Annotated in this window: 26 protein-coding genes and 1 pseudogene; 20 read left to right on the forward strand and 7 right to left on the reverse strand. The window is 69.6% G+C overall.

Annotated elements, in window-relative coordinates; all coding sequences use genetic code 11:
- Nucleotides 1–7: 7 nt before the first annotated feature.
- From ACIA75_RS16510 to ACIA75_RS16565, 12 genes and pseudogenes are all read left to right on the forward strand, one after another.
- On the forward strand, nt 8–1,546 hold the full coding sequence (locus ACIA75_RS16510) for a class I adenylate-forming enzyme family protein (protein WP_397104566.1): 1,539 nt from the start codon (nt 8–10) through the stop codon (nt 1,544–1,546).
- On the forward strand, nt 1,543–2,496 hold the full coding sequence (locus tag ACIA75_RS16515; protein ID WP_397104568.1) for an NADP-dependent oxidoreductase: 954 nt from the start codon (nt 1,543–1,545) through the stop codon (nt 2,494–2,496). The genes ACIA75_RS16510 and ACIA75_RS16515 overlap by 4 nt, the downstream gene beginning before the upstream one ends.
- A 71-nt stretch (nt 2,497–2,567) precedes the next feature.
- Nucleotides 2,568–3,329: an SDR family NAD(P)-dependent oxidoreductase gene (locus ACIA75_RS16520; protein ID WP_397104570.1), complete on the forward strand. Its 762-nt coding sequence runs from the start codon at nt 2,568–2,570 to the stop codon at nt 3,327–3,329.
- Nucleotides 3,326–4,330 carry a phosphotransferase gene (locus ACIA75_RS16525; protein ID WP_397104572.1) on the forward strand — a complete coding sequence of 335 codons (1,005 nt, stop codon included), beginning with the start codon at nt 3,326–3,328 and terminating at the stop codon, nt 4,328–4,330. The genes ACIA75_RS16520 and ACIA75_RS16525 overlap by 4 nt, the downstream gene beginning before the upstream one ends.
- 34 nt (nt 4,331–4,364) lie before the next feature.
- Entirely contained in the window at nt 4,365–5,738 is a 1,374-nt protein-coding gene (locus ACIA75_RS16530) for an aspartate aminotransferase family protein (protein WP_397104574.1), read from the forward strand.
- A 3-nt stretch (nt 5,739–5,741) separates the two neighbouring features.
- Nucleotides 5,742–6,503, forward strand: coding sequence for a LamB/YcsF family protein (locus ACIA75_RS16535; protein WP_397104576.1), 762 nt, complete (start codon nt 5,742–5,744; stop codon nt 6,501–6,503).
- Between the two features lie 19 nt (nt 6,504–6,522).
- Nucleotides 6,523–7,410 carry an allophanate hydrolase subunit 1 gene (locus ACIA75_RS16540; protein WP_397104578.1) on the forward strand — a complete coding sequence of 296 codons (888 nt, stop codon included), beginning with the start codon at nt 6,523–6,525 and terminating at the stop codon, nt 7,408–7,410.
- Nucleotides 7,407–8,393, forward strand: coding sequence for a biotin-dependent carboxyltransferase family protein (locus tag ACIA75_RS16545; RefSeq protein ID WP_397104580.1), 987 nt, complete (start codon nt 7,407–7,409; stop codon nt 8,391–8,393). Before ACIA75_RS16540 ends, ACIA75_RS16545 begins: the two co-directional genes overlap by 4 nt.
- Nucleotides 8,394–8,423: 30 nt before the next feature.
- Nucleotides 8,424–9,824 carry an NAD-dependent succinate-semialdehyde dehydrogenase gene (locus ACIA75_RS16550; protein ID WP_397104582.1) on the forward strand — a complete coding sequence of 467 codons (1,401 nt, stop codon included), beginning with the start codon at nt 8,424–8,426 and terminating at the stop codon, nt 9,822–9,824.
- A gap of 55 nt (nt 9,825–9,879) precedes the next feature.
- Nucleotides 9,880–10,629, forward strand: coding sequence for an SDR family NAD(P)-dependent oxidoreductase (locus tag ACIA75_RS16555; protein WP_397104584.1), 750 nt, complete (start codon nt 9,880–9,882; stop codon nt 10,627–10,629).
- Between the two features lie 32 nt (nt 10,630–10,661).
- A pseudogene (locus ACIA75_RS16560) lies at nt 10,662–11,039 on the forward strand (beta-ketoacyl synthase N-terminal-like domain-containing protein); the annotation flags it as partial.
- A gap of 7 nt (nt 11,040–11,046) precedes the next feature.
- Nucleotides 11,047–11,157, forward strand: a complete 111-nt coding sequence (locus tag ACIA75_RS16565; protein ID WP_397104586.1) for a hypothetical protein — start codon at nt 11,047–11,049, stop codon at nt 11,155–11,157.
- A gap of 207 nt (nt 11,158–11,364) precedes the next feature.
- On the opposite strand, the gene ACIA75_RS16570 is transcribed toward ACIA75_RS16565, so the two are convergent.
- Entirely contained in the window at nt 11,365–12,255 is an 891-nt protein-coding gene (locus tag ACIA75_RS16570; protein WP_397104588.1) for a LysR substrate-binding domain-containing protein, read from the reverse strand.
- A gap of 113 nt (nt 12,256–12,368) precedes the next feature.
- On the opposite strand from ACIA75_RS16570, the gene ACIA75_RS16575 reads away from it, so the two are divergent.
- Entirely contained in the window at nt 12,369–13,409 is a 1,041-nt protein-coding gene (locus tag ACIA75_RS16575; protein ID WP_397104590.1) for a zinc-binding dehydrogenase, read from the forward strand.
- A gap of 69 nt (nt 13,410–13,478) precedes the next feature.
- Nucleotides 13,479–13,631: a hypothetical protein gene (locus ACIA75_RS16580; RefSeq protein WP_397104592.1), complete on the forward strand. Its 153-nt coding sequence runs from the start codon at nt 13,479–13,481 to the stop codon at nt 13,629–13,631.
- A 118-nt stretch (nt 13,632–13,749) separates the two neighbouring features.
- Here the strand turns inward: ACIA75_RS16580 and ACIA75_RS16585 are convergent, their stop codons facing one another.
- Nucleotides 13,750–14,661 (reverse strand): helix-turn-helix domain-containing protein, encoded by a 912-nt coding sequence (locus tag ACIA75_RS16585; protein ID WP_397104594.1) that lies wholly within the window; start codon nt 14,659–14,661, stop codon nt 13,750–13,752.
- A 138-nt stretch (nt 14,662–14,799) separates the two neighbouring features.
- Between ACIA75_RS16585 and ACIA75_RS16590 the strand changes: the two genes are divergently transcribed.
- Together ACIA75_RS16590 and ACIA75_RS16595 are read left to right on the forward strand one after the other, a co-directional pair.
- The gene (locus ACIA75_RS16590) at nt 14,800–15,705 is read left to right on the forward strand and encodes an MBL fold metallo-hydrolase (protein ID WP_397104596.1); all 906 of its coding nucleotides are present in this window, start codon (nt 14,800–14,802) and stop codon (nt 15,703–15,705) included.
- 52 nt (nt 15,706–15,757) lie between these two features.
- Nucleotides 15,758–17,197, forward strand: a complete 1,440-nt coding sequence (locus tag ACIA75_RS16595; protein ID WP_397104598.1) for a carboxylesterase/lipase family protein — start codon at nt 15,758–15,760, stop codon at nt 17,195–17,197.
- A 16-nt stretch (nt 17,198–17,213) separates the two neighbouring features.
- Here ACIA75_RS16595 and ACIA75_RS16600 read toward each other — a convergent pair whose 3' ends face one another.
- The 4 genes from ACIA75_RS16600 to ACIA75_RS16615 form a co-directional block, all read right to left on the reverse strand.
- Entirely contained in the window at nt 17,214–18,410 is a 1,197-nt protein-coding gene (locus ACIA75_RS16600; RefSeq protein WP_397104600.1) for an FAD-dependent monooxygenase, read from the reverse strand.
- 5 nt (nt 18,411–18,415) lie between these two features.
- The gene (locus ACIA75_RS16605) at nt 18,416–19,633 is read right to left on the reverse strand and encodes an FAD-dependent monooxygenase (protein WP_397104602.1); all 1,218 of its coding nucleotides are present in this window, start codon (nt 19,631–19,633) and stop codon (nt 18,416–18,418) included.
- 40 nt (nt 19,634–19,673) lie between these two features.
- Complete coding sequence (locus ACIA75_RS16610) at nt 19,674–19,997, reverse strand: hypothetical protein (RefSeq protein ID WP_397104604.1); 324 nt, start codon at nt 19,995–19,997, stop codon at nt 19,674–19,676.
- Nucleotides 19,998–20,077: 80 nt separating this feature from the next.
- Entirely contained in the window at nt 20,078–20,245 is a 168-nt protein-coding gene (locus tag ACIA75_RS16615; protein WP_397104606.1) for a hypothetical protein, read from the reverse strand.
- 92 nt (nt 20,246–20,337) lie between these two features.
- On the opposite strand from ACIA75_RS16615, the gene ACIA75_RS16620 reads away from it, so the two are divergent.
- Nucleotides 20,338–20,520 (forward strand): hypothetical protein, encoded by a 183-nt coding sequence (locus ACIA75_RS16620; protein ID WP_397104608.1) that lies wholly within the window; start codon nt 20,338–20,340, stop codon nt 20,518–20,520.
- Between the two features lie 147 nt (nt 20,521–20,667).
- On the forward strand, nt 20,668–21,342 hold the full coding sequence (locus ACIA75_RS16625; RefSeq protein WP_397104610.1) for a TetR/AcrR family transcriptional regulator: 675 nt from the start codon (nt 20,668–20,670) through the stop codon (nt 21,340–21,342).
- Between the two features lie 515 nt (nt 21,343–21,857).
- On the opposite strand, the gene ACIA75_RS16630 is transcribed toward ACIA75_RS16625, so the two are convergent.
- Nucleotides 21,858–22,496, reverse strand: a complete 639-nt coding sequence (locus ACIA75_RS16630) for a GntR family transcriptional regulator (protein ID WP_397104612.1) — start codon at nt 22,494–22,496, stop codon at nt 21,858–21,860.
- Nucleotides 22,497–22,565: 69 nt separating this feature from the next.
- Here ACIA75_RS16630 and ACIA75_RS16635 point away from each other — a divergent pair, with 69 nt between their 5' ends.
- Together ACIA75_RS16635 and ACIA75_RS16640 are read left to right on the forward strand one after the other, a co-directional pair.
- Entirely contained in the window at nt 22,566–23,945 is a 1,380-nt protein-coding gene (locus ACIA75_RS16635; protein WP_397104614.1) for an FAD-dependent oxidoreductase, read from the forward strand.
- Nucleotides 23,942–25,606, forward strand: coding sequence for a dihydroxy-acid dehydratase (locus ACIA75_RS16640; protein WP_397104616.1), 1,665 nt, complete (start codon nt 23,942–23,944; stop codon nt 25,604–25,606). The genes ACIA75_RS16635 and ACIA75_RS16640 overlap by 4 nt, the downstream gene beginning before the upstream one ends.
- Nucleotides 25,607–25,608: the final 2 nt, after the last annotated feature.

The following is a 25,608-nucleotide window of genomic DNA, read 5'->3' on the forward strand; positions in this document are numbered from 1 at the left end:
GATATCCATGCCTACGCTCGGCCAGTTGGTGGCCCGACAAGCCCACCGAGCTCCGACCCGCGACGCGCTCGTCTACAACGGCAGGCGGATCACCTGGGCGGCGCTCGACAGTGCGGTCAACCGTGCCGCCGCGGTGCTCCGACGCCGCGGCATGGTCAAGGGCGAGCGGCTCGCGGTGATGAGCACGAACTCCGACAACTTCGTCGTCGTCCTGTATGCCGCGGCAAAGCTCGGCCTTCTCGTCGTCCCGGTCAATCCCCGGATGGCGGCGCCGGAGGTCACCTGGCTGCTCGACGACAGCGGCGCAACCGGCTTCGTCTTCCACCCGAGTCTCGCGACCGTCGCGGACACGGCACGAGCCGCGGCGTCCACACCACCGCGGACCCACCTCCCGCTCGGCCCGCTGCCGGGCCGCCCCGACGACCTCGAAAGCCTCATGGTCGACGCTCCGGACCACGAGCCGGCGATATCGCTCGCCGAGTCCGACGACGCCGAAATCCTCTACACCTCGGGTACCACGGGCCGGCCCAAAGGTGTCCTGCTCGACCACCACCGGGTGATCTGGGCGGGGCTCAACGTGAGCCTGACCGCCGGGCTGGCGGATGGTGAACGGATCCTGCAGGTCGCTCCGCTCTACCATTCCGCGGGCCTCAACCTCTTCCTGCACGGGGGCACAGCGGTGGGAGCCACCCATGTTCTCCTCGATACGTTCGACCCGGCCGTCGTCCTGGACCTCATGGAGTCCGAGCGGATCACGACCTTCTTCGGCGTCCCCACGATGTACCGGATGCTCCTGGACAGCCCGGACTTCGCCGGACGGGACCTGTCGAGCTGGCGTATCGGATTGTTCGGTGCGGCTCCCATGCCGCCGACCACGATCGAACTACTCCGGCAGGCGGCACCGGGTGTGCGGCTTTTCAACCTCTGCGGGCCGACCGAGGCCGGCCCGGGCGGCGTCGGACTCGGGCCCGACCACATCGCACAGCGCCCGGGTGCCAACGGGTGGGCCATCCTCAACACCGAGGCCAGGGTCGTGGACAGCGAGGGACGCGACGTCGCCGCCGGCAGCACCGGCGAGGTGATCCTGCGGGGCGAATCCGTGATGAAGGGCTACTGGAACAACCCGGAGGCCACGGCGCAGGCCCTGCGCGACGGCTGGTTGCACACCGGCGACGTGGCGCGCGTCGACGACGACGGCTGCATCACACTCGTCGACCGTATGAAGGACATGATCATCACCGGCGGTATGAACGTGTACTCGGTCGAGGTCGAGAACGCGCTGGCCGCCCACCCCGGCGTGGCGGACTGTGCGGTAGTCGGGGCCCCCCATCCGGTTTACGGCGAGAGCGTGGTGGCCGTCGTGACGCCCCGCGAGGGCTACGCGATCACGCTCGAGGACGTACGGGCGCATGTATCGACACTCATTGCCGACTACAAGGCCCCGCACCGCCTGGTTCTCGGGGAGATTCCGCGCAACCCCTCGGGAAAGATCGTGAAGCACGTCCTTCGCGGGCGGGTACGGAGCGACGAGGGAGCCTCGTCGTGACAGGGCCGAAAGAGACGATGGTGGCGGTCCGCCAGGATGTCCTCGGTGGTCCCGAGGTCCTGTATCAGGCCGAGGTCGCGCGTCCGCGGGCCACACCCAACCAGGTCCTGGTACGGGTGGGTGCCGCCGGTCTCAACCCGACGGACCTCAAGCACAGATCGCGGCGGGTCTTTCTCGGTCCCCCGCCTTTCGTGCTCGGGTGGGACGTGTCCGGGGTCGTGGCGGAGATCGGCTTCGGAGTCGCCGATTTCCGCCCCGGCGACGAGGTCTTCGGGATGCTGCCCTACCCCCGCGGGCACGGCGCACACGCCGAACTCGTGCTCGCCCCCGCTCGGGCACTCGTGCACAAGCCTGCCGGACTCGATCACGTGCAGGCCGGAGCTCTCCCGCTCGCCTCGCTCACCGCGTGGCAGGCACTGGTGGAGCGCGCGCAGATCCGGGCCGGGCAGCGGGTGCTCATCCACGGCGCCGCGGGCGGTGTCGGTCACCTCGCCGTGCAAATCGCCCGCGACCGGGGCGCAGTGGTGATCGGCACCGCGAGCGCCGCCAAGCACGACTACCTCCGCGAGATCGGTGCCCACGAGCTTCTCGACTACCGCACGACCGCTTTCGAGGCCGAGCTCTCGGACGTGGACGTCGTACTCGACACGGTCGGTGGCGAGGTCACGAACCGCTCGCTCACGGTGCTCCGGCCGGGCGGCACGCTTGTCACTCTCATGCCCACCGGACGCGAGGTTTTGGTGGATGAGGCCCGCCGGCACGGAATCCGGGTGGTCGGCATGCTCGCGGACGCCGATCGTGCCGGCATGCAGGCAGTGTCGGACATGGTGCGGCGGGGCGTACTGCGGCCCGAGCTCGACCGAGTCTTTCCGATGAGTGCGGCAGCGCAGGCCCATACCCGGGCCGAGTCGGGACACGCCTTCGGCAAGGTCGTGCTCGTCCCGGACTGACCTGCGTCGCTGTGTCGCCCGCCCCCACCTCGCCTCACGACCGACCACATATCCGAGAGGAAGTACTGTCCATGAGTCCTGTCAATCCCGAGACCCTGTCCGGCAAGGTTGCCGTCGTCACCGGCGCCAGCTCCGGAATCGGCGCCGAGATCGCCCGCGAGATGCACCGAGCCGGCGCCGAGGTCCTCCTGGTGGGCCGGAACGAGGAGCGGCTGGCCGCCAGCGCTGCGCGCCTGGGGGCGAATGGCGACCGGGCCGAGACCCTGAGCGTGGACCTCACCGACGAGGCCGCACCGGACGCCGTCGTACGACGTGCACTGGATCGGTTCGGCCGGGTCGACATCCTCGTCAACGCCGCCGGTGTTTTCACCCCGGCACCGTTCCTCGAGACAACCGACCAGAACCTCGACGATCAGTGGGATGCCAACGTGCGGGCGCCGTTCCGGCTCGCCCGCGCTGCCACCGGCCACCTCGGCGAAGGCTCGTCGATCATCTTCGTCTCCTCCATCTGCGGCTACGCCGGATTCCCCAATTCGACGGCCTACTGCGCCACCAAGGGCGCGGTCGAGCTCCTGGTCAAGGCGCTCACTGCCGAACTCGCTCCGCGCGGCATCCGCGTCAATGCCGTCGCACCCGGCAACATCCGGACCAGTATCAACGAGCACCTGCTCGCCGACCCGGACTACGAGAGGCAGATGCTCGCGGCCACCCCCGCCGGGCGCATCGGGGCGGTCGGCGATATCGCACCCGCGGTCGTCTTCCTCGCCTCATCGGCCGCGTCCTACATCCACGGGTCGTCCCTGCTGATCGACGGCGGATGGATCGCCAGTTGACCGAGCCACCAGGAGTGCTCGAGCACGAGCTCGCAGAGTACCTGCGTGAGCACTACGCCATCGATGTCGCGCTCACCCGCCTCGGCTCCGAGCGCGACGAGACCTACCGTGCGTCCGGCACGTCGGCCGCAGACCTGATCGTCAAGGTCTGCGCTCCCGGCGAGCCGCGTGCGATCGTCGAGCTCCAGCTCGCAGTGACCGATTACCTCACCCGAGTCACGACGGTCCCGGTGCCGGTCGCCGTGCCGACCCCAGCGGGCGAGACGATCACCCGGTGGGAACGACCGGGCGGCGGGCCCGACCGTCTGGTCTACGTCATCTCCTGCCTGCCGGGCACCGGCCTCGCTGAGCAGCGGCTGAGCCCTGAGCGGGCGCAGCGAGTGGGCACCGTCCACGGCGAGGTCACTGCGGCGCTCGCCGGCTTCCGGCACCCCGCCGCCGCCCGCCGGCTCCTCTGGGATCTGTCCGGGCTGCCCGAACTCGCCGGCAGCATCACGCCCCCGCGGGCACAGGCCCGGCTGGCCACCCAGGTTGTCGGCCTTTTCACGAGAGTCGTCCGTCCCGTGGCCGAGGGCGGAGCGCGACAGGTCGTGCACGGCGACTACAGCGTGCACAACGTACTGGCGAACCCGGCCGCTCCAGGCTTCGTCACCGGCGTCATCGACTTCGGTGACGTGCATATCGCGCCGGTGCTCTACGACCTCGCGGTCGCGGTGTCCAACCTCCTCGACCACCGTCTCGCAGACCCGTGGACGTTGGCGTCCGCGCATATGCGAGGTTTCCTCGGCGTATACGACGTCGCACCGACCCAGCTCCGCACCCTCGCCGCGGCCGCCGCCGCCCGCTGTGTGCAACGGGCCTTGATCTCGCAGTGGCGCGCCACCGTCGACCCCACCCGCGCCGCCTATGCCGAGCAGCACTCGCGCCACGACTGGGTTCGCGCCGAGGCCGCGATCCAGACCCTCGACACCGGCACCGAGCACTTCCTCGCAGCCGCCTGACCACCCACCCCTCACGAGTCAAGGGATCACGTCCGTGTCATCACCGCCACCTCGCGCAGCCGTCGGCCCCGTCGGCATGGTCAACGGCTTCGACGTCGCCGACCTCGCGTCCCAGCCCGCGGATATCGCCTCGATGATCGAGCGGCGTAACGGGCTCCTGGGTCCGGGATACCAGCTCTTCTACGCCGATCCGATCGAGGTCACCGGCGCCCGGGGGGTGTACCTCTACGGCCGCGACGGGACCGAGTACCTCGACGCCTACAACAACGTGGCGCAGATCGGGCACTGCCACCCGCGTGTGGTCGAGGCGGTCTCCCGCCAACTGTCGACGCTGAACACCAATACCCGCTACCTCCAGAAGCCACTGCTCGACCTGGCCGAGCAGCTTCTCGCCCATTTCCCGGCACCGCTCGATCGGGTGACGCTGACGTGCACCGGGTCGGAAGCGAACGATCTGGCGACCAGGATCGCCCAGCACCACACCGGTGCCAGCGGCATCATCGTCACCGCCAATGCCTACCACGGGGTCACGAGCAGCGTGGCGGCGTACTCGCCCTCCCTCGGTCCCGGCGCGCCCCTGGGACCGCATGTGCGCACCATCGCCGCGCCGGACCCGGCGGCCTTCCCCGACGAGGTCGCACTGACCGCCGCGGTGCGAGACGATGTCCGCCGTGCCGCCGACGACCTGACCCGAGCCGGGTACGGGGTGAGTGCCTGTCTCCTCGACACTGTCTTCTCCTCCGACGGAGTCTTCACCCACCCGCCAGGTGTCCTGCGGGCGCTCGCGGACGAAATCCGTTCCTACGGCGCGGTGCTGATCGCCGACGAGGTCCAGGCCGGCTTCGGCCGTACCGGCGACGCTTGGTGGGGTTTCACCCGCCATGGATTCGTCCCGGACATCGTCACGATGGGCAAGCCGATGGGCAACGGCTACCCGGTCGCTGCGGTCGTGCTCCGTGCCGAGATCGGCCGTGCCTTCGAGACGGCGGTCCGCTACTTCAACACCTTCGGCGGCAGTACGACCGCCGCCGTGGCGGCACAGGCCGTCGTAACGGTCATCGAGGAAGAGGACCTGGTCGCCCGTGCCCGGCAGGTCGGCGTGTCGCTCGGGGACGCCCTGCGCGACCTGGCCCGCGGGACCGACCTCATCGGCGCGGTCCGCGGCGTCGGGATGTTCTACGGCGTCGAACTGTCCGCCGGCGGCAGCAGTGGCGACAACGCACGGATCGCCCGCGATGTCGTCAACCGGATGCGCCGGGCGGGCGTGCTGATCTCGGCCTCCGGACCCCAGGGCAATGTGCTGAAGATCCGCCCGCCGCTCACCTTCGACCAGACCCATGTCGACCGGCTGGCCGAGACCCTCGCCGCGGCCATCCGATCGGTCGACCGCACCGTACGGGAGGTATGAGCCATGGTGCCCACATCGATAGACGTCAACGCCGACGCCGGCGAGAGCTTCGGCCGCTGGCGGCTGGGCGACGAGGCCGGCCTGTTCGCGTTCGTCTCCAGCACCAATATCGCCTGCGGCCACCACGCCGGCGACCCCTCCACCATCCGGGCGGCCGTCCGGCACGCGCGCGACGCCGGCGTCGCGGTCGGTGCGCACCCCGGATACGACGACAAGGCCGGATTCGGGCGCCGCGCCCTCGCGATGTCGATCTCCGAGACCGTCGACTCTGTTGTGTACCAGGTCGGCGCACTGGCCGCGATCGCCGCGAGCGAGGACGTCCGGCTCCGGCACGTCAAGCCGCACGGGGCGCTGATGGGGGCGATCTGCCGCGACCCCGAGCTCGCTGTCGAGGTCGCGGCGGGTCTGCGCAGCGCCGGATTCGAACTGCCCCTGATGATGGCGCCCACCACCGCCCTCACCGCGGTACGGACGGCGGGCCACCCGGTCATCCCCGAGAACGCCGTCGACCTCGACTTCACCGACGACGGCATCAATGTCATCGAGCCGCGACCCATGGCCAAGGACCCTGATCGAATCGCCGAGACCGCCGTGACAGTGGCACGCGGCCGAGCGGTCACCGTATCGGGTCGCAGTATCGAGATGCCGGTGCGCTCGGTATGTATCCACGGCGACCGGCCCAATGCCGTACCCATCGCCGCGGCGGTCAACCGCGCCCTCACCGCCGCCGGCTTCGCCCTCCGCCCGGCCGAGCCGTGGGTGTGACGCCGTGCGGGACCTGACCATGTACACAACGCTCTCCGATGGGAGCCGCGCCAGTTTCGGCGGCGACGAGTACGTCTTCGTCGAGCTCGACGAGGCGATGAGTCTCGGCGCTGCGCTCCAGGTCCAGTCGATCACGGCACGCATCGCCGACCTGGAGCTGCCGGGGGTTCTCGATATCGCGCCCGCCAACAGCAGCTACCTGATCCGCGTCGACCCCGACACCCTCGACCCCCGCCGGGCACTCGGCGCGATCGCCGACGTGCACAAGGCCGGGCAGGCCACCGCGACGACGATCTCCACCGAAATCCTCGATGTGCCCGTCCTCTACGACGACCCGTGGTCGGCCGAGGTCTGCAGGCGATTCCGCGGCGGGCACCAGTCCGCCACCGAGAGCGATATCGAGTACACCGCACGGATCAACGGCTTCGCCTCCGTCGACGAACTGGTCGACGCTCATTCGAGCGCGCCGTTCATCGTGACCTTTCCCTGCTTCAAGCCCGGCAACGCCGAGTCCTACCAGCTGGTGCCGCGCGAGCGGCAGCTCCAGGCGCCCAAATACCTCACGCCGCGCACCGAGACGCCCGCCCGGGCCGTCGCCCACGGTGGCGCCTTCACGGTCATCTACCCCTCGAGCGGGGTAGGCGGTTACCAGCTGCTCGGACGCAGCGCGATCCCGGTCGTCGACCTCGGCCAGGCCACCCGTGAGTTCCGCCGCTCGCCGGTGCTGACCCCGATCTCGACCCTGCTGCGGTTCCGCCCGGTCGACCGGGCGGAGTACGACGAGATACGCCGTCTCGTTGCCGTTGACCAGCACGTCGTTCGCCGCGCGCCCGCCGAGTTCTCACTCGCCGACTTCGAAGAGGACCCGGTGGAATACGCGCACGAGCTCGCGGCGCTCCTGTCATGATCTCGATCCTCGTCCCCGGCCCGCATACGACGATCCAGGACGTCGGCCGCCCCGGCCACTACGCCATGGGACTGCCACCCTCGGGTGCACTGGACCAGTACGCGCACCGGTGCGCCAACCTGCTGGTCGGCAACGCCGAGTCGGCCGCCACCCTCGAATCGACCATGGCCGGACCCACCCTCGAGTTCGAAGAGGACGCCCTCGTCGCGATCACCGGCGCCGACGTGGCCGTCACCGTCGACGGCCGTCACGTGCAGACCTGGGCTGCGCACCCGATCCATGCCGGTCAGCAGTTGACGATCGGCCCGGCCCGAGCCGGCGCCAGATGCTACCTGGCGGTGCGCGGTGGCATCGACTGCCCGCCGTTCCTCGGCAGCCGCTCGACCTACACCGCCGCCGGTATCGGCGGCCTCGCCGGCAAACTCCTCGCCGCAGGGGACACCCTGCAGGTCGGTTCCGAGACCGCGGCACCACCGCGGCCGGGGGCACACCTCGACTCCCGCCTCCGCGGCCGGCCCGGAAACCAGGTGACGGTCCGGGTCGTCCCGGGGCTGTGCAGCTACCGCTTCACAGCCGAGTCGCTGGAGCAGTTCTTCACCAGCACCTACACCATGACCACGCGCTCCGACCGTATCGGTTGCCGCCTCGACGGCCCGAGGCTGACATTCGTGGAGCGCGAGCAGCCGTTCGGCGCCGGCGACAACCCGAGCAACGTCGTCGATCTCGGCTACCCCGTCGGGTCGGTCCAAGTCCCCAACGGCGCCGAGCCGATCTGCCTGCTCCGCGACGCCGTCACCGGCGGTGGTTACGCGACGCTCGGAACGGTGATCAGCGCCGACCTCGATCTGCTGGCTCAGGCACGAGCGCCCGACACCCTACGTTTCGAGCCGGTCTCGGTCGACGACGCACTGGTCGCTCGAGCCGAGTATCGAGCGCGCCTGCGCGATGCGCGCACCACCCTCAACCTGCTCAGCCTGTTCTGAGTGGTCTCACTCCTACCGAGAGCAGCCACCATGATCGATCAGATCACCACGCCGACCTTCGCAGTGGAGGATCCGGCCACCCTCGAGGTCGTCGGGCACGTCCGCGACCTCGGTCCGGCCCACGCCAGAGCCGCGGTCGACCGTGCTGCGGCCGCGTTCCCGAGCTGGTCCCGCGCCGCCCCGCGCCGCCGTGCCGACATCCTGCGCCGCGCGTACGAGCTGATGCTGCGCGACCGAGATGAGCTGGCCACGCTGATCTCGCGCGAGAACGGGAAATCTGTCTTGGACGCGACCGGCGAGGTGGTCTACGCCGCCGAGTTCTTCCGCTGGTATTCCGAGGAGGCGGTGCGCGCCGACGGTGAGTACGGCATCTCACCGGCGGGGGAGGCCCGCACGATCGTGACGCGCAGACCCGTCGGGGTCGCAGCGCTGGTCACTCCGTGGAACTTCCCCGCGGCGATGGCCACCCGCAAGATCGGACCCGCGCTGGCCGCGGGTTGTACGGCGGTCGTCAAACCGGCAGCTCTCACTCCGCTCACCATGCTCGCGATTGCCGAGATTCTCGGCGAGGCCGGTCTCCCCGAGGGAGTCCTCGAGGTGGTGACCACACGGAGCTCCGGCGCGGTGGTCTCGGCCTGGATGGCGGACGACCGCGTCCGCAAGATCTCGTTCACCGGCTCCACCGAGGTCGGGCGCACGCTGCTGCACCAGGCCGCGGACCGGATCGTCAACGCGTCGATGGAGCTGGGCGGCAACGCACCCGTAATCGTGACCGAAGACGCGGACGTGGCAGCGGCCGTCGAGGGCACGCTGGTGGCCAAGTTCCGCAACGGCGGACAGGCGTGCACGGCAGCCAACCGCGTCTACGTCCACGCCGATATCGCCCGACCGTTCCTGGACGCGTTCGTCGCCGCGGTCGACAAGCTGACGGTCGGCCCGGCGCTCGACGGTGCCGTGATCGGCCCACTGGTGAGCGCGAACGAGCGGCAACGCGTCAGCGACGCTGTGGAGCTCGCCGTCCGTAACGGAGCGCGGGTGGCCTATGCGGCGGAGCTGCCCGCGGCGCCCGGCCACTTCTACCCACCGACCGTCCTCGTCGGCGTCGCACGCGACTCCACGATCGTGAGCGAAGAAATCTTCGGACCCGTCGCCCCGATCCTCGAATGGACCGACGAGGACGACCTCCTCGACCACCTCAACGACTCCGAGCTCGGTCTGGCGGCCTACGTGTTCGCCGGCGACCTGGCCCGCGCCATCCGCATCGCCGAGCGGCTCGAGGTCGGCATGGTGGGGATCAACCGCGGCATGGTCTCCGACCCGTCGGCGCCATTCGGCGGCGTGAAGCAGAGCGGCCTGGGGCGCGAGGGATCGCGCGACGGGCTGCGCGAATACCAAGAAACGCAGTACCTCAGCGTGGACTGGCCCACATGACCAGTGACCTCGTACGAACTGATCACCAGCCATCGACCGACACGGAATGAGAGTCATGCAGATCGACAATGTCGCGGCCGTCGTCACCGGCGCCACATCCGGGCTCGGCAACGCGACCGCCGCGGCACTCGCGGCCAAGGGCGCCCGCGTCTTCGGGCTCGACCTCGATATCGCCACCGCCCCGCGGATCGACGGCGTCACCTACATCGAGGCCGACGTCACCAGCGAAGACCGAGTACGGGCCGCGGTCGCGCACGCCGCCGAGCAAGGTCCGCTGCGAATCGTCGTCAACTGCGCCGGTATCGGAACACCCGCCCGCATCCTGGGCAAGGCCGGCGTCCACGACCTGGCCCACTACGCAAAGATTGTCGAAGTCAACCTGATCGGCACATTCACCGTGCTCGCACTCGCCGCCGAAGCGATCGCGAAAACCGACCCACTCGACCACGCCCAACGTGGTGTCATCGTCAACACCGCATCGGTCGCGGCGTTCGAAGGCCAGATCGGCCAGGCGGCCTACTCGTCCTCGAAGGGCGGCGTGGTCGGCCTCACCCTCCCGGCCGCCCGCGACCTCGCCCAGCACGGCATACGCGTGAACACCGTGGCCCCGGGAATCGTCGACACACCTATGCTCGCCACCCTCAGCGAGGAAGTCCGGGAGAGCCTTGCCGCGGGTGTGCCGTTCCCCAAGCGCCTCGCGCGGCCATCCGAGTACGCCGACCTGGTCGCGTTCATCATCGAGCACGACTACCTCAACGGCGAGACCATCCGCATGGACGGGGCCCTGCGACTGGCGCCTCGCTGATCCTCGACACTGTCCGGAAGGAAGCCACCACCATGAACTCAGCTGTCATCGTCGATATCGTCCGGACCGCCTCCGGGAAGGGCAAACCGGGCGGTGCCCTCTCCGAGGTCCACCCGGTCGACCTGCTCGCAGCCCTGCTCACCTCGCCCGCCGAGCGCAACGACCTCGATCCGGCCGTTGTCGACGACGTGATCGCCGGCTGTGTCACCCAGGCAGGCGACCAAGCCCTCAACATCGCCCGCAACGCTGTCCTGGTCGCAGGTTTCCCGATCGAGGTGCCCGGCACCAGCATCGACCGGCAATGCGGTTCCTCGCAGGAGGCGGCACACTTTGCCGCCCAGGGCATTATCGCCGGCGCGTACGACATCGTGATCGCCGGCGGCGTCGAATCGATGAGCCGCGCCCCGATGTTCTCTGATGGCGACAATGGTCAACTATCTCGAGGACACCGGCGGCCGCTACGGCCTCCAGACCATGTGCGAAGGCGGCGGTATGGCCAACGCGACCATCATCGAACGCCTCGGCTGACACCGTAACGGCCAACGGGCCGGCGAGCCGGCCACTCGGCCCCGCCGCGCCCGGCCCGGGCATATCTCTCACGAGTCCCGGATGCCGGCGGCCGGGCCACAGTGGGCCCGCGTCGAGCAATTTTTCTGTGTCCCCGTAACTTCCCATGCCGGCCCCGCGTGCACCGTGCCTCACTGTCGACCACGGACCACACCGACCTCGACCGGGTCACCGCAGATGCTGTTCGACCAAGCGCTCGAAGGCTCGGGCCGCCGCGCTCGGGGCGCGGCTGCTGGGTGTGGCCAGGGAGATCGGCCAGTTGAGGTCCGCTCCGGTAACAGGCAGCGAGACGAGGTCGGTGTCGTGCCCGGTGCTGCCCCGGGGCAGCAAGGCGATACCCATGCCATGGCGGACGAAATCAGCACCGGCCCCGATGGCGGTGATCTCGATGGTGACATGGCGTCGAAGCCCGGCCCTGGTGAACGCGCGATCCGTCACGGCGCGGTTGCCGTATCCGGAAGGGAAGTCGATGAACGCCTCATCGGCCAGCTCTCCGAGCGCCACCCTGCTCCGGCCTGCCAGCCGGTGGCCAGCGGGCACGACGAGGTCCAATGGTGTGGCGGTGAGGTTTCGCCACTGCGCGCCGGGCGGCGGTGAGCCGGGAATCGATACGAACGCGAGGTCGAGCCTGCCCTCGGCGAGCGCATCGAGGAGCCCGGGTGAGCCGCCGTCGGACGCTGCGGTGACCAGGCGCACGGAGACAGCGGGATGCTCGCGGTGGAAGCGACCCAGCAACGCCGGCAGATCGAGCACCCCGAGAGAACTCAGCGTTCCGACGCGCAGGGTGCCGCGGACGACACCGTTGACCTCGTCGACGGCATCACGCGCGTCTCGGACGGCATCGAGGGCAGCCCGAGCCTTCGGCAGTAACGCCCGTCCCGCGGCCGAGAGGCTGACCCTCCTGGACGTGCGCTCCAGCAATCTGGTGTGCAGCTCCCCTTCCAGGGTCGCGATCGTCGCCGACACAGCCGACTGCACGACGTGCAGCCGGGCGGCGGCCCGCGTGAAGCTCGACTCCTCGGCTACCGCGACAAAGCACTCCAACTGGCGCAGTTCCATCTCCATACCATCTCTCGAGGTGATAGCTGCAAGCAAAATCATTCGTTGGACGTGATCTATCGGGGGAGGGAGTGTGGGAGCGTACGCGCCCACTTCTTCAGGAGTCGACCACCATGACCACCGCACTGTCCGAGCGCCGCCACGCCCCTCGCACCCACCGCGAGATTCGGCTGGCGGCCCGCCCTGCGCCGGGGGCACCGCTCACCGACGACCTCTTCGAGATAGTCGAGGTCGCGACCCCTTCCCCTGAGCCCGGCCAACTCCTCGTACGCACCGGGGTGATGAGCGTGGCCGCCGTGATGCGGACGCTCATGGACGAGACAACCGACGTGCCCATGCGCCCCTTCGCACTCGGTGAGCCGCTGTACGGCCCCGCGATCGGCGAGGTCGTGTCCGCTCCGGGCGCCGGTTTCGCCCCCGGCGACCTCGTGCAACACGATCTGGGCTGGCGCGAGTTCGCCCTTCTGGATGTCACCGCCGCACAGCGCGTCGAACCCGGTCTGCTGCCCGACCCGGCCGCTCACCTGTCCCAGGGCCCCACCGCCTGGATGGGCGTCACCCTCGGGGCCGAGGTTCGCCCGGGGGACACGGTCTTCGTCAGCGGCGCCGCGGGCGGTGTGGGGTCCCTCGCCGGACAGATCGCCCGGCTCCGCGGGGCCAGGCGGGTCATCGGCAGCGCCGGCTCGCAGCGCAAGGCGGACATCTTGCGCGAGGAACTCGGTTACGACGCCGTGGTCCTGCGTGGTGCGGGACAGATCGAGGAGCAACTCCGCGCCGCAGCTCCGCGGGGCGTCGACGCGGTGGTCGACACCGTCGGCGGCGAGCAACTCCAGGCATCGATCGCCGTGGCCAACCGGGGTGCCCGCATCGGCCTCGTCGGGGCACTCGGCGCCCAGCTCACGGGCTCCATCACCCCGATGACGGCCATCGACACTTTCGGTTTGCTGACCCGTGGCATCACGCTGCGCGGCAACGTCCTGCACGCCGACCACCTCGACCTGATCCCGGAGTGGCACGACCAGTTCGGCGCCGGGCTCCGCGAGGGCACACTCACCTTCCCGCACGCCCGGCTGCACGGCCTCGACAACGCCCCCAGGGCCCTGCGCGAACTGATCGAAGGTCGCCACGTGGGAGCGGTCCTGGTGGAGTTGTGAGAGCTCGGCCCCAACCACCCCGGCTATCTCGGCCCGCTATCGCACCCGTATGGCGTGGTGTAGCCGCCTATGGTTTTTCGTGCAGCTCGTCCGTTGATCAACGGCGAAGTCGAGTACGACGCCCCGTCCGTCCCGCAGCAGATCGCCGAGGCGGGTGCCGTCACGGAAGCGGGAGTCCGGGCCGTGCGGCCGACGAGCGGTTGGTCGCTGCCCAGGGCGTAGCGGTGGGACCCGCCGGACGTGGCGCGGAAGACATGGGTGGTGCCTCGCCGGGTGTCCTCGGGAAGGTCGTGGAGCAGCTGCCGCAAGGCCGGTGCGTTGGGGCCGGACTACGAGGTGGTCACCGTGCGGCGGGGGAGCGGTCGGGCAGGGCCGGTCCACCGCTCCGGCCGGACCGCTCCACCGCACTCGCCTGCCGCAGCAGGGCCATGGCCGCCTCCGCCGGTGACCCGGCGGGCGTCGTGCACACCACGACGGATTGCCCCGGCGAACGCGCCAGGACGAGGGTCTGCTGGGTGACCGTCACCGTGCCGACGACAGGATGGCGCAGCTCGTAGGTGGCGGCGTCGCACGGTGTCACCCGGTGGTCACCCCACAACGCCACGAATTCCGGGCTCTTCATCGTCAGCTCGCCGATCAGCTCGGCGAGCAGCCGGTCCTCCGGATAACGGCCGACGGCGATCCTCAGATTGCCCACGACCGCGCGCACCTTGCGCCGCCAGTCCCCGTATAGCTCTCGGCAGTGCGGGTCCAGGAACAGCATCCGGCTCATGTTCGGCCGGCGCGCGGGGTCCTCCGGGCTCAGCGGGTCGACGTGACCGGCGAGCAGGGCGTGGCCGAGCGGGTTCCACGCCAGCACGTCCGTGCGCCGGCCGAGGACGAGCGCCGGGACACCATCGAAGGAGCGCAGCAGGTCCCGCGTCTCGTCGGCGAGCTTCTCGGGGCGGGGCCTTCGCGCCTGCGGTACCCGGCGGGAGGCCCCGGCGAGGCGTTCCAGGTGGTCCCGTTCATGGTCGTCGAGCAGCAGGGCGCCGGCGATCGCCGCGAGCACCTCCGCCGACGCGCCACGGGACAGGCCCTGTTCGAGCCGGGTGTAGTAGGACACGCTGACCCCTGCCAGCTGCGCCAGCTCCTCCCGGCGCAGACCCGCCACCCGTCGGCGTGGGCCGAGGTCGTGCAGACCCACGTCTTCCGGGCGCAGCCTGGCCCGCCGTGCCTGCAGGAAGTCGCCGAGCGGGCCTGGTCCGTCCATCACTCCACTATCCACGCCGACGGCACCGCTCAGCCACACCCTGTGGGGGGTAGGACAAGGCGGGGCTGGTTGCCGCGCGCGGACACGATCAGGCTCGACCTGGCCAGGGCAGCCGCCCCCGATTCACGAGGAGTGATCATGGATCAGATCGAGCTGGGTGACGTGACCGTCACCCGTGTCAAGGAGTACTACGGCTCCGTCGAGATGGGCCCCACGGACTTCTTCCCCGACAGTCCCGACGGCGCCTGGGACGAGCACCGGAGCTGGCTCGCCCCGGACTTCCTGGACACCGGCACCGGCGAATGCCTCTCGGCCATCCAGACCTGGCTGCTGCGCAGCGAAGGCCGCACCATCCTCGTCGACACCGGGGTCGGCAACCACAAGGACCGCCCCTACGCGCCCGTCTGGAACCGGCTGGACACGAACTTCCTGGACAACCTCGCCGCCGCCGGTGTCCGGCCCGAAGACGTCGACATCGTCATCAACACCCACCTGCACATCGACCACGTGGGCTGGAACACCTACCTCGACGGCCGGACCTGGGTGCCGACCTTCCCGAACGCGACGTACCTGATCACGCGGCAGGACTTCGACTTCTGGAATCCGGCCAACAACCACGAACCGTTGCTGGGTCGCGGCAACCAGAACGTCTTCGAGGACAGCGTCGCTCCGGTGCACGAGGCCGGTCTGATCCACCTGTGGGACGGCTCGTACCGGATCGACCGGAACCTCCGGCTGGATCTCGCGCCCGGCCACACCCCCGGGTCGTCGGTACTGACCTTGGAGTCGGGCGGCGACCGCGCGCTGTTCGTCGGCGATCTGGTGCACACCCCGTTACAGCTCGTGGAGCCGGAGACCAACTCCTGCTTCTGCGAGGACCCGGCCGAGGCCCGGGCAACCCGCCACAAGCTCCTCGGCCGCGCGGCCGAGGACAACGCGCTGGTCTTCCCCGCGCACCTCGGCGGCCAGGGCGGCGCCGAGGTCGAGCGCGACGGGGCGAAGTTTGCCATCAAGGAGTGGGCGGGCTTCTCCCGCATCGCCTGAGCCCGGTGAGGCCGGCCCCTGCCACGCAGTAACCCGAGAGGAAGCGTTTCCCGTGTCCCAGCAAGCAAATCCGATCGTCGAGACGCCGGCGGGCGCCGTGCGCGGTGTTCGTGACCGCTTCGGCGAGTTCTACCGGGCCGTCCCGTACGCGGCGGCACCCAGGGGCGCCGGCCGGTTCGCGCCACCGGCGTCCCACCCGGGCTGGTCCGGTGTCCGGGACGCCACCGCACCGTCGCCGACCGCGCCGCAGCCGGCCCGGGACTTCGGGCGGCTCGATATGATCCCCTACTTCGGCCCGGGCTGGGTGCGTGGCGAGGAATACCTGACTGTCGACGTCCGCACGCCCGGCGCGGACGGCGGGAAGCGGCCGGTGATGGTCTTCGTGCACGGCGGCGGGTTCGTCACCGGATCCACCCGCGCCGCGCTCTACGACGGCCGGGCATTCGCCCGCGACGGCGTGGTGCTGGTGACGGTGAACTACCGCGTCGGCATCCCCGGCTTCCTCGACCTGGACGGCGCCCCCGCCAACCGCGGGCTGCTCGACGTTCTCGCCGCGCTCGGCTGGGTGCGGGACACGATCGCTGCGTTCGGTGGCGATCCCGCGAACGTCACGCTGTTCGGCCAGTCCGCGGGTGCCACCATCACCGGAGCCCTGCTGGCGACGCCGGAAGCCAAGGGGCTGTTCCGGCGCGCGATCATCCAGAGCGGCAGCGGCACCGGCGCCTTCACCCCCGAGCAGGCGCACCGGGTCACCGCGGCGGCTGCTCGGGCGCTGGGCGTGCCGCCCACCGCGGAGGCCTTCGCCGAGATCCCGGACGAGAGGTTTCTCGAGATCCTGCCGGATCTCGCGGGGATCGACCTGCGGACCGCGACGGCCACGGACCCACTCGTCGAGCTGAGCCCGTTCTCCCTGGTCCTGCCCGTGCAGCCGGCCGACGCCCTGGCGGAGGGGCCGGCGGGCGAGGTCGGCCTGCTCATCGGCACCAACACCGAGGAGGGCCATCTCTACCTGGTACCGCAGGGCAAGCTGGAGTCGTCCACGGACGACGATGTGCTCGCTGTCGCGGCGAAGGTCGGCGCGGACCCCGCCGCCGTCGTCGCGGCCCATCGGGCGGCCCGGCCGGGGGCGACCCCGGGCGAGCTGCGCTCCGCGGTGCTGGGCGAAGGCCTCTTCGGGGCCGGCACTGCTCGGATGATCGAGGCCCACACCCGGCTGTGCGCCGGCCGCACCCACGTGTACTCGTTCGGCTACCGCTCGACGGCTTTGGACGGTCGGCTGGGCGCCACCCACACGGTCGAGCTGCCCTTCGTGTTCGACATCGCCGAGGAACCGTGGCTGCACGGCGACGCCGGTCTGCTCGGTCCCGACCCGGCGCCCGCCGGGCTCGCGGCCCGCGTGCACGGCGCCTGGGTCGCCTTCGCGGCCCACGGCGACCCCGGCTGGGCCGCGTACGACCCACGGTGGCCGCAGGCGGAAGTCCTGGGTGGCTGAACGATCCCCATCGTTCTCACCGCGACGTGCCGGACAGCGCCCGGGCCCGCGGACCGCCCGTCTCCGTCGCCGGCCGGCGCCCGCGGATTCTGCGGACCAGACCGAGGAGGACCGACCGCAGCGCCTCGGCCCGACGGCTGGACGGGACGAACATCTGCTGCTTGAGCCGCGCGGTGCGCTGGTGCTTGGTGATGAACGGACGCAGGCCGGTCTCCCATGCGTCCAGCGCGGCGGCGAGGTCGTCGGGGTGTTCCAGCAGGGCCGCGCTCAGTGCGGCGCCGCCGCGCAGCGAGGACGTGGCACCCATGCCCGAGTAGAGGTTCATGCACCACGCCGCATCTCCCACCAGCACGACTCGACCCTTGCTCCACCGCGGCATCCGCACCTGGTGCACCGAGTCGAACAGGTGGTCAGGGGCCTCTTCCAGGGAGTCCAGGACGTGCCGCACCACGGGATCGTCGATTCCGGAGAAGACCGAGCGCAGCCGCTGGACCCGTGACCCACTGAACTGCTCCTGGATGTCTGTCGTCCGGTACGTCAGCAGCGCGGTGGGCGCGTGGTCGGCGAGCCCGAACACCCACACCGCCCGCTTCGCGCGCGCAATGATGATGCTGTCACTCGCCTCGTACGACGGCACCTGCTCCTTCAGCTGGAAGGCGCAGATCATCGCGTTCCACGTGGTCAGGTAGTCCTCGTCCGGACCGAACACGATCCGGCGCACGCTCGAGCGCATCCCATCCGCGCCGACGACCATGTCGAAGCTCTCGCGGTACTGCGCACCGGTGCCGGCCTTCTCGAGCAGGACCTGAACCTCGGCAGGACCCTCGGTGATCGCGACCGGAGTGGTCCCGAACCGCACCTCGACGCCGGTGATGTTCTGCCACAGCGCGGCCTCGATGTCCCCGCGCAGTACCGCTGCCGGCTCCCCGGGCTGATCCAGGAATCCCAGAGCCGGCCTGCGCCCGCCCCGGCGATCCACCGACCACGAATTCGCGCGGGCCGTCCGTTGCGGGTTGCGGGTGTGCAGGTGGTCGGCGATGCCCAGATCGACCGCGGCCTGCCGACCCTCCGGGAACAGCCCGACGAAGTAGCCTCCGGTACGCCGCTCGGGCGCCCGTTCGACGATCACCGGCGTCCAACCGGCCCGGCGCAGCCCGATGGCCGCGGACATCCCCGCGATCCCGAGCCCGACCACCAACGCCCTCTTCCGCATGGCCGTCACCGCGTCGCGCCGGACTGGGCAGCGGCCGCCGCCGCGGTGAACTCCACTGTCAGCCGGCGGTGGACGACCCTGCGGACCAGATCGAGAACAACCGAAACCAGCACCTGGACCGGGCGGCTGGACGGGACGAACCGCTGTTGTTTGATCCGTGCGGAGCGCCGCTGGCTGGTGATGTAGGGACGCAGGCCGGTCTCCCAGGCGTCCAGCGCGGCGGCGAGGTCGTCGGGGTGCCCCCGCAGGGCCACGCCCAGTGCGGCGCCGCCGCGCAGCGAGGACGAGGAGCCCATGGCCGAGTAGGTGTTCATGCACCAGGCCGCGTCCCCCACCAGCACGACCCGCCCCGTGCTCCACCGGGGCATCCTCACCTGGTGGATCGAGTCGAACACGTGGTCGGGGGCCTGCTCCAGGGAGTCCAGGATGTGGCGCACCACGGGGTCGTCGTCCATCCCGGAGAAAGCCGCGCGCACCTGCTCGATCGACGGCCCGGCGAACCGGTCCGGAATATCCTCGGTGCGGTAGGTCAGCCATGCGCAGGGCGCGTGGTCGGCGAGTCCGAACACCCACATCGCACGTTTGGGGCGCGAGACGATGATGCTGTCGCTCGCCTCGTAGGAGGGCACTTGCTCCTTCATCTGGAACGCGCAGATCATCGCCTTCCAGTTCGCCAGGTAGTCCTCGTCCGGACCGAACACCATCCGGCGCACGCTGGAGCGCATCCCGTCCGCGCCGACCACGAGATCGAAGTCCTCGCGGTACTGCTTCCCGGTGCCGGCGTCCTCGAGCAGGACCTGCACCCCGCCGGCGCCCTCGGTGATGTCGACCGGAGTGGTCGCGAACCGCACCTCGACCGCGTCCTCGGTCCCGTTGCCGGTAATGCCCTGCCACAACGCGGCCTCGATGTCGCCGCGCAGCACCGCTGCCAGCCCGCCGGGCGCGTCCAGCAATCCCAGAGCCGGCTTCCGCCTGCCCCGGCGATCCACCGACCACGAGTTCCCGCCCGGTCGCCATTCCGGGTTGCGGGTGTGCAGGTGGTCGACGATCCCCAGGTCGGCCGCGGCCTGCACACCCTCCGGGAACATGAAGATGTAGTAGCCCCCCGTCCGACGCTCGGCCGCTCGTTCGACGATCACCGGCGTCCAACCGGCCCGGCGCAACCCGATGGCCGCGGACATCCCCGCGATCCCGAGCCCCACCACTAGTGCCCTCTTCTGCATGGCTTTCCTCTTTCCGATCACGTTCTGCTGGATGGACGGCTCAATCCGGCACGATGACGGCGCGGCTGCGGCCGGTGTGTGCCCACGCCTCGCCGATCCGGCTCAACGGGAACACGGTGTAGGGCAGCTGCAGGGACCCGTCGGCGAAGCGGGCCATGACCTCGGGCACCTCGGCGAGCATCTCCTCGGCGGACCGCGATCCGACGCCGCTCCCGGTGATCCGGATCCGCCTGCTGCGCAGCAGGTCTGCGGGCAGCGACGCCGCCAAGCCTGCGAGCGAGCCGTGACCGGGTGGGACCGTCGGCTCGGGGAAGTCACTGCAGACAGGTGACGTATCGGGGGCGGTGACAACCTCAGCACGCATCAGATTCTCCTTAACTAAGTTCAACGCTGTAGTCAGCGTTCCTTAACAAAGTTAAGTTGTCAATATGACCAAGGGCCTCGTCACTCGGGAGCGGGATCATCACGGCCCTCGATATGGCCACCGCGTTCGTCGTCGGCTTCGTCATCGAGGAGCAGGAGCAGGAGCAGGAGCAGCGCCGGACGGCCGGGCTGCGCCCGGTGGACGATCCGGACGTCCTCACCGGGCGTGACGGTCGTCGTGGTCGACACCGGCGTGGACGCGCACACGTCGCAGCTCGCCGGGCAAGGCGCAGCGCGGGGTCGACATCGCAGCACCGGCCCGTGGGGCCCATGACGTGCTGATGGTGGCGTCCGCCGCGAACAGCACGCAGCAGGGCGACCCGGTGATCTACCCGGCCGCCTTTCCCGGCGTGATCGCGCGCTCGGCTCGCGGGCCGGGTCGTATTCTGCTGTTCCAGCTCCCGGATCCGCCGTCCGGCGGCGGGCAGTTCCGTGTGCTCGGCGCAGGTCGGTCCCGCCCCTGACCAAGTATCGGTCAGCTCTTGGCGGCGCCAGTCGTAGATTTCCGGCAATCCCGGGGTGCAACAACTCACCAATCGAATTCCGATGACAACGATCCGACTCTGAAGGTGCGTTGTCGCGTTACCGGGGCCTGTCACTACGATAGGGGCATGGCGGCTTCGTTCTCAAATGGTCTCAACGGTACCGAGCCCCGGGCCGGTAGGCGGAATCTCAAGGGCGACATGCGAGAGCAAGCGATCCTCAAGGGGGCTTATGAAATACTGCGCACCGAGTCGATGCGTACGGTCTCGATCGATGATCTCACCAAGAGCGCAGGATTGTCGCGATCCTCCTTCTATTTCTATTTCGAATCCAAGTGGCAGGTGCTTTCGGCGCTTCTGTCGAGCGTTACCGACGACGTTTTCAAAGCATCCTCAATGATTTTCGATCGGCCGGCCGGAGTTTCGCCCGAGGTTGCGATAGAGCATGCGGTCTCCGAAGTTGTAGATGTATGGGAGCGGCACGGTCACATTCTTCGCGAAGTCGGTGATGCCGCGGCGGCGGAACCTGCTTTACAGGCGCAGTGGGACAAAATCTTGGGTGGATTCATCGATGCTGCCGCCGCCGCTATCGAGCGCGACAGAGCCGCAGGTGTGGCTATCGACGGGCCGCCGGCCCGCTCCCTGGCGGCAGCGCTCATGTGGATGGGGGAGAGAAACCTCGGTCTCATGAGCATGCGCAGCGCAAACGCGATCCGCATGGAAGATATGGTCGAGACGGTGACGACCGTGTGGCTGAGAACAGTGTTCGGCCTCGAATACGCGGGAACCTCGAAAAATACCTGAGCGGACTTTTCAACTCCTGGTAACGCCGTCCCATTCCGCGTGCCGCTCCGGTCACCAGGGCAATTTTTCCATCCATTCTTACACTTATATTCTCTTCTTTGAGTGAAAATTTTCGTAAACTGCCTCTGCTGTGCAGGGTTGCCATAACCCAGTGCGCTGAAGAGCGGGAACTGCGCTTTGGGTCCGATAGCCGAATCTCATGAAAGCCTCGAAATCGTCATTGACTTCCGGCGGCAACAAAATGCGGTGCAACACCCTGGTGACGTTCGGTCCGACATACGGCGAACACCGGCTAGCTGTACTGACCGGTGAACAAAACTCCGCAACCACACCCGGGCCCGTAGTCGGTCGGGCCGGCAGGTGACCGGTTATCACACTGCACTCGACGATCGCTGCCGCACTCGGCACGGTGGTACGCAAACGAACCCGCTCCTACAGGCCGCCGGTCCGGCTCGGCGGCGGACATGCCTGCCATGGAGCGTGATCGTCCTCGCCTGGCCGCATCGGCCACGTACTCACTGGTTCCGCAGGGTCCGGTAGGTGAAGTCGGTCAGGTAGTCGTTGAGCCTGAGCGAGGCCTCGGACGCCTTGGTCTGGTCGCCGTGGCAGATGGCACGCAGGATGTCCCCGTGGAGGTCGGCCGCTTCGGCCAGCTCCATCTTCGGATCGCGCAGGTGGGCGAACCAGAACCGGCGCGAGAGGCCCTGCAATGGGGCCATAGCCACCGAGAGGTACTCGTTGTGCGCGGCCTCGACGATCAGGGTGTGGGTCTGCTTGAGCAGTTCACCGAACCGTTTGGAGTCGTCGCCGTCGAACTTGCCGAGTACCTCGGCCAGCCTCAAGATGCGCTCGCGCTGCTCCGTCGTGGCGCGGAGGGCGGCGAGGCGGACCGCGAGCTCTTCCATGGAGCGGCGTAGTTCGAGCACCTTGAGCTGGGCCTCGATCGATGTCGGGGCGACGAACACCCCCTGGCTCGGATGAATATCCACCATGCGCTCCCGCGCGAGCCGTTGCAGCGCCTCACGCACCGGGGTGCGGCCGAGCCCGGTCAGCTCCATCAGCCGGGACTCCGACAACAACGACCCCGGTGGGAGCTCCTGGAACGTGATCATGCGTTCCAGCATGTCGTAGGCCTGGTCGGCCTTGTTCGCCACGGACGGTCCTCCTTCGCACTCCACTACTGGGTCTGGACAGTACCGTGCGTCGCGATGTACAACCGGTACATGACCAATATATCGGACTGGTCGCTGACCGGTGGACCGCTCGACCGCGGACTCGAGGTGCTGGCCGAGGTCGACGTTCTCGTGGTCGGGGCCGGAGCGGCCGGGGTCGCGGCGGCGGTCGTCGCGGCCGAGGCAGGCAAGTCGGTGCTCGTCGTCGAGAAGTACGGCTTCGCCGGTGGCGCGGCGGTCGCAGGCATGTCCGGCACGATCTGCGGGATGTACCTCGCGTCGGACACCGACCGGGAGCCGCGGCAGGTCGTCGCGGGGTTCACCGAGCGATTTCGACGGGAGCTGGCAACCCGCGGCGGTCTCACCGCACCGCAGGTCTACGGCAAGACCTGGACCGCAGCGCACGACCCGCTCATGTGGCGCGAGGTCGCGGACGACCTCCTCGAAGCCGCAGGTGTCACTGTCCTGTACCACACCGCGGTCACCGCCGTCGTTCTCGACGGCGATACCCACCGCGGGGTCGTGGTCGAATCGAACGCGGGCCGGGCAGTGGTGCTGGCCGCCAGGACGATCGACGCCTCGGGGGACGCGGCGGTGATCGCCCGCGCCGGGTACCGCTACACCTTCGGCGACCACGGCACGATTCAGAACCCGACCATGTTCTTCCGTCTCGGCAACGTCGACGTCGAGCGGTTCCTGGAGTTCTACGGCGAGGATACGATCTGCCCGCCGTACGTCAGCGAGGAGATTCTCCGGGCGCGGGACGCGGGCCTGGACCTGCCGCGCCAGAAGATCTGGATTTTCACCACTCCCAGACGCGGCGAGCTGCTCGTCAACGCGACCCGGCTGGCGGGCCGCGACGGGCGGATGCTCAATGTGATCGACCCAGCGGATTTCACCGAGGCCGAGATCCGGGGACGGCGGCAGGTCCGTTCGTATGCGCGGTTCCTGGCCGAACGGATCCCCGGTTGCGAAACGGCTTTCGTGGTGGACACCGGGGTGGAGGCAGGGATCCGGCAGACGCGCACGATCGCCGGTATCGAGCGGCTGTCCAACGAGGACGTCCTCGCGGCACGCAAGCGCGAGGACGGGATCTGCCGGGTGCCGTGGCCGATCGAGCTGCACGTCGGTGACCGGCCGAAACTGACCTGGCTGCTCGACGACTACTACGAGGTGCCCTACGGCACGCTCGTGCCCGAACGCGGCGAGGGCATCATCGTCGCGGGCCGTTGCCTGAGCGCCGAGCACGAGGCGCTCGCCTCGGCGCGGGTCACCGCGCAGTGCTTCGAGTACGGCCACGCCGCCGCCGTCGCGACGCTGATGTCGCTCGACAACAGCCGCCCGTACCGGGAGCTCGACGGCCGCGAGGTCCGGTCCGCGATGGCCGCCAACGGAAGCGCACTTTCCCGTACCGACAGGAGAACAGCATGAATGAGTTGCGGAGCAACTTCGAGCCGGGCACCACCCGTTGGGCCGTGCGCCGCGCCCAGTGGAGCGCGATGGGAATCAGCGCCGAGGATCAGCGCAAGCCCAAGATCGCGATCGTCAACACGTCGTCGAAGCTGTCGGTGTGCTTCGCGCACCTCGACGACGTGGCGAAGGTCGTCGAGAACGCGGTCCGCGAGGCAGGAGGGCTGCCACTGGAGATCCGCACGACCGCGCCGTCCGATTTCGTCACCAGCGCGGGCCGCAAGGGGCGGTATCTGATGCCGACCCGGGACCTGATCGTCAACGACGTCGAAGCCGCCGTCGAAGGTGCCCAGCTCGACGGCATGGTGCTGTTGTCGAGCTGCGACAAGACGACACCGGCCCACCTGATGGCCGCCGCCCGGCTCGACCTGCCTTCGGTCATCGTCGTCGGCGGTTACCAGCGAGGAGGCACCTTCTCCGGATGCTCGGTCGACATCGACTCGGTGTACGAGTCGGTGGGTGCCGTAGCGTCCGGGAAGCTGGGCGTGGAGGAGCTCGGCGAGCTGGCCGACCGCGCGATCGAGGGACCCGGCGTGTGCGCGGGCCTGGCGACAGCGAACACGATGCATGTGCTCGCCGAGGCGCTCGGCATGGCGATGCCCGGTTCCGCGCCGGCGCGCGCGAACTCCGCGCCGATGCTCGAACGCGCCGCGGCCGCGGGACGCCGTGCCGTCGAGCTGGTCCGGGAAGGGCTCACCGCACGGAAGGTGCTGACCCGCGACGCCATCGAGAACGCGGTAGAGGTGGCGCTGGCGCTGGGCGGTTCGGTCAACTGCGTCCGGCACCTCACGGCCGTGGCCGCGGAGGCCGACCTCGACCTCGACGTCGTTGCGTTGTTCGAGCAGAAGGGTCGCGGCGCCAAGCAGCTCGCTGCGATCCGTCCGAACGGGACACACCAGGTGTGGGACCTCGACCGGGTAGGCGGGGTCCGCACCGTGCTGCGTGCGCTGGCCCCGCGGCTGCACACCCACGCGCTGACCGTGTCCGGCAGCACCGTTGCCGAGCTGGTCGCCGACGCACCTGGGCCCGACGGCGATGTGGTGCACCCGCTGGAGAAACCCGTCGCCGACGAGCCGGGCCTGCTGATCCTGCGTGGGTCGCTGGCCCCGGACGGCGCAATCGTCAAAGTTGCCGGAGTGGGCTCGGCGCGTCGCCAGTTCTCCGGGCTCGCCAAGGTTTTCGCGGGTGAGGACGAGGCCATTGCCGCGCTCGGCCAGGGCGGGATCGAGCCCGGACAGGTGATCGTGCTGCGCGGGTTGGGCCCGAGGGGCGGGCCCGGCACAGTGTTCGCCGCGAGCTTCGTAGCCGCCCTCAACGGCGCCGGCCTCGGTGGCCAGGTCGCCGTGGTCACGGATGGCGAATTGTCCGGGCTGAACCACGGTCTCGTCGTGGGCCAGGTCATGCCCGAAGCGGCCGACGGCGGCCCACTCGCCGGGGTCCAGGACGGGGACAGCATCTCGATCGACCTCGACGCACGGCTGATCGACGCCGACCCGGTGCGCGACGGCAAGCCCATCACCGCCGGGGACCCGGGCGCCGAGCGCGGCTGGCTGGGCCAGTACGCGGCACTGGTCGGACCGATCCAGCGGGGTGCGGTCCTGCGCCGTCCCGCCCGCCACTGAAG

Source organism: Nocardia sp. NPDC051750 (assembly GCF_044453135.1).
Classification (GTDB): Bacteria; Actinomycetota; Actinomycetes; order Mycobacteriales; family Mycobacteriaceae; genus Nocardia.

What these genes read in the sequence shown, in the direction of transcription:
- ACIA75_RS16575 (WP_397104590.1), top strand. Translation starts at nt 12,369, where the DNA reads ATGACCACCGCACTGTCCGAGCGCCGCCACGCCCCTCGCACCCACCGC.
- ACIA75_RS16555 (WP_397104584.1), top strand. Translation starts at nt 9,880, where the DNA reads ATGCAGATCGACAATGTCGCGGCCGTCGTCACCGGCGCCACATCCGGG.
- ACIA75_RS16520 (WP_397104570.1), top strand. Translation starts at nt 2,568, where the DNA reads ATGAGTCCTGTCAATCCCGAGACCCTGTCCGGCAAGGTTGCCGTCGTC.
- ACIA75_RS16510 (WP_397104566.1), top strand. Translation starts at nt 8, where the DNA reads ATGCCTACGCTCGGCCAGTTGGTGGCCCGACAAGCCCACCGAGCTCCG.
- ACIA75_RS16590 (WP_397104596.1), top strand. Translation starts at nt 14,800, where the DNA reads ATGGATCAGATCGAGCTGGGTGACGTGACCGTCACCCGTGTCAAGGAG.
- ACIA75_RS16550 (WP_397104582.1), top strand. Translation starts at nt 8,424, where the DNA reads ATGATCGATCAGATCACCACGCCGACCTTCGCAGTGGAGGATCCGGCC.
- ACIA75_RS16570 (WP_397104588.1), bottom strand. Translation starts at nt 12,255, where the DNA reads ATGGAACTGCGCCAGTTGGAGTGCTTTGTCGCGGTAGCCGAGGAGTCG.
- ACIA75_RS16585 (WP_397104594.1), bottom strand. Translation starts at nt 14,661, where the DNA reads ATGGACGGACCAGGCCCGCTCGGCGACTTCCTGCAGGCACGGCGGGCC.
- ACIA75_RS16545 (WP_397104580.1), top strand. Translation starts at nt 7,407, where the DNA reads ATGATCTCGATCCTCGTCCCCGGCCCGCATACGACGATCCAGGACGTC.
- ACIA75_RS16580 (WP_397104592.1), top strand. Translation starts at nt 13,479, where the DNA reads ATGGTTTTTCGTGCAGCTCGTCCGTTGATCAACGGCGAAGTCGAGTAC.
- ACIA75_RS16610 (WP_397104604.1), bottom strand. Translation starts at nt 19,997, where the DNA reads ATGCGTGCTGAGGTTGTCACCGCCCCCGATACGTCACCTGTCTGCAGT.
- ACIA75_RS16625 (WP_397104610.1), top strand. Translation starts at nt 20,668, where the DNA reads ATGGCGGCTTCGTTCTCAAATGGTCTCAACGGTACCGAGCCCCGGGCC.
- ACIA75_RS16640 (WP_397104616.1), top strand. Translation starts at nt 23,942, where the DNA reads ATGAATGAGTTGCGGAGCAACTTCGAGCCGGGCACCACCCGTTGGGCC.
- ACIA75_RS16620 (WP_397104608.1), top strand. Translation starts at nt 20,338, where the DNA reads ATGGTGGCGTCCGCCGCGAACAGCACGCAGCAGGGCGACCCGGTGATC.
- ACIA75_RS16635 (WP_397104614.1), top strand. Translation starts at nt 22,566, where the DNA reads ATGACCAATATATCGGACTGGTCGCTGACCGGTGGACCGCTCGACCGC.
- ACIA75_RS16565 (WP_397104586.1), top strand. Translation starts at nt 11,047, where the DNA reads ATGGCGACAATGGTCAACTATCTCGAGGACACCGGCGGCCGCTACGGC.
- ACIA75_RS16600 (WP_397104600.1), bottom strand. Translation starts at nt 18,410, where the DNA reads ATGCGGAAGAGGGCGTTGGTGGTCGGGCTCGGGATCGCGGGGATGTCC.
- ACIA75_RS16540 (WP_397104578.1), top strand. Translation starts at nt 6,523, where the DNA reads ATGTACACAACGCTCTCCGATGGGAGCCGCGCCAGTTTCGGCGGCGAC.
- ACIA75_RS16605 (WP_397104602.1), bottom strand. Translation starts at nt 19,633, where the DNA reads ATGCAGAAGAGGGCACTAGTGGTGGGGCTCGGGATCGCGGGGATGTCC.
- ACIA75_RS16535 (WP_397104576.1), top strand. Translation starts at nt 5,742, where the DNA reads ATGGTGCCCACATCGATAGACGTCAACGCCGACGCCGGCGAGAGCTTC.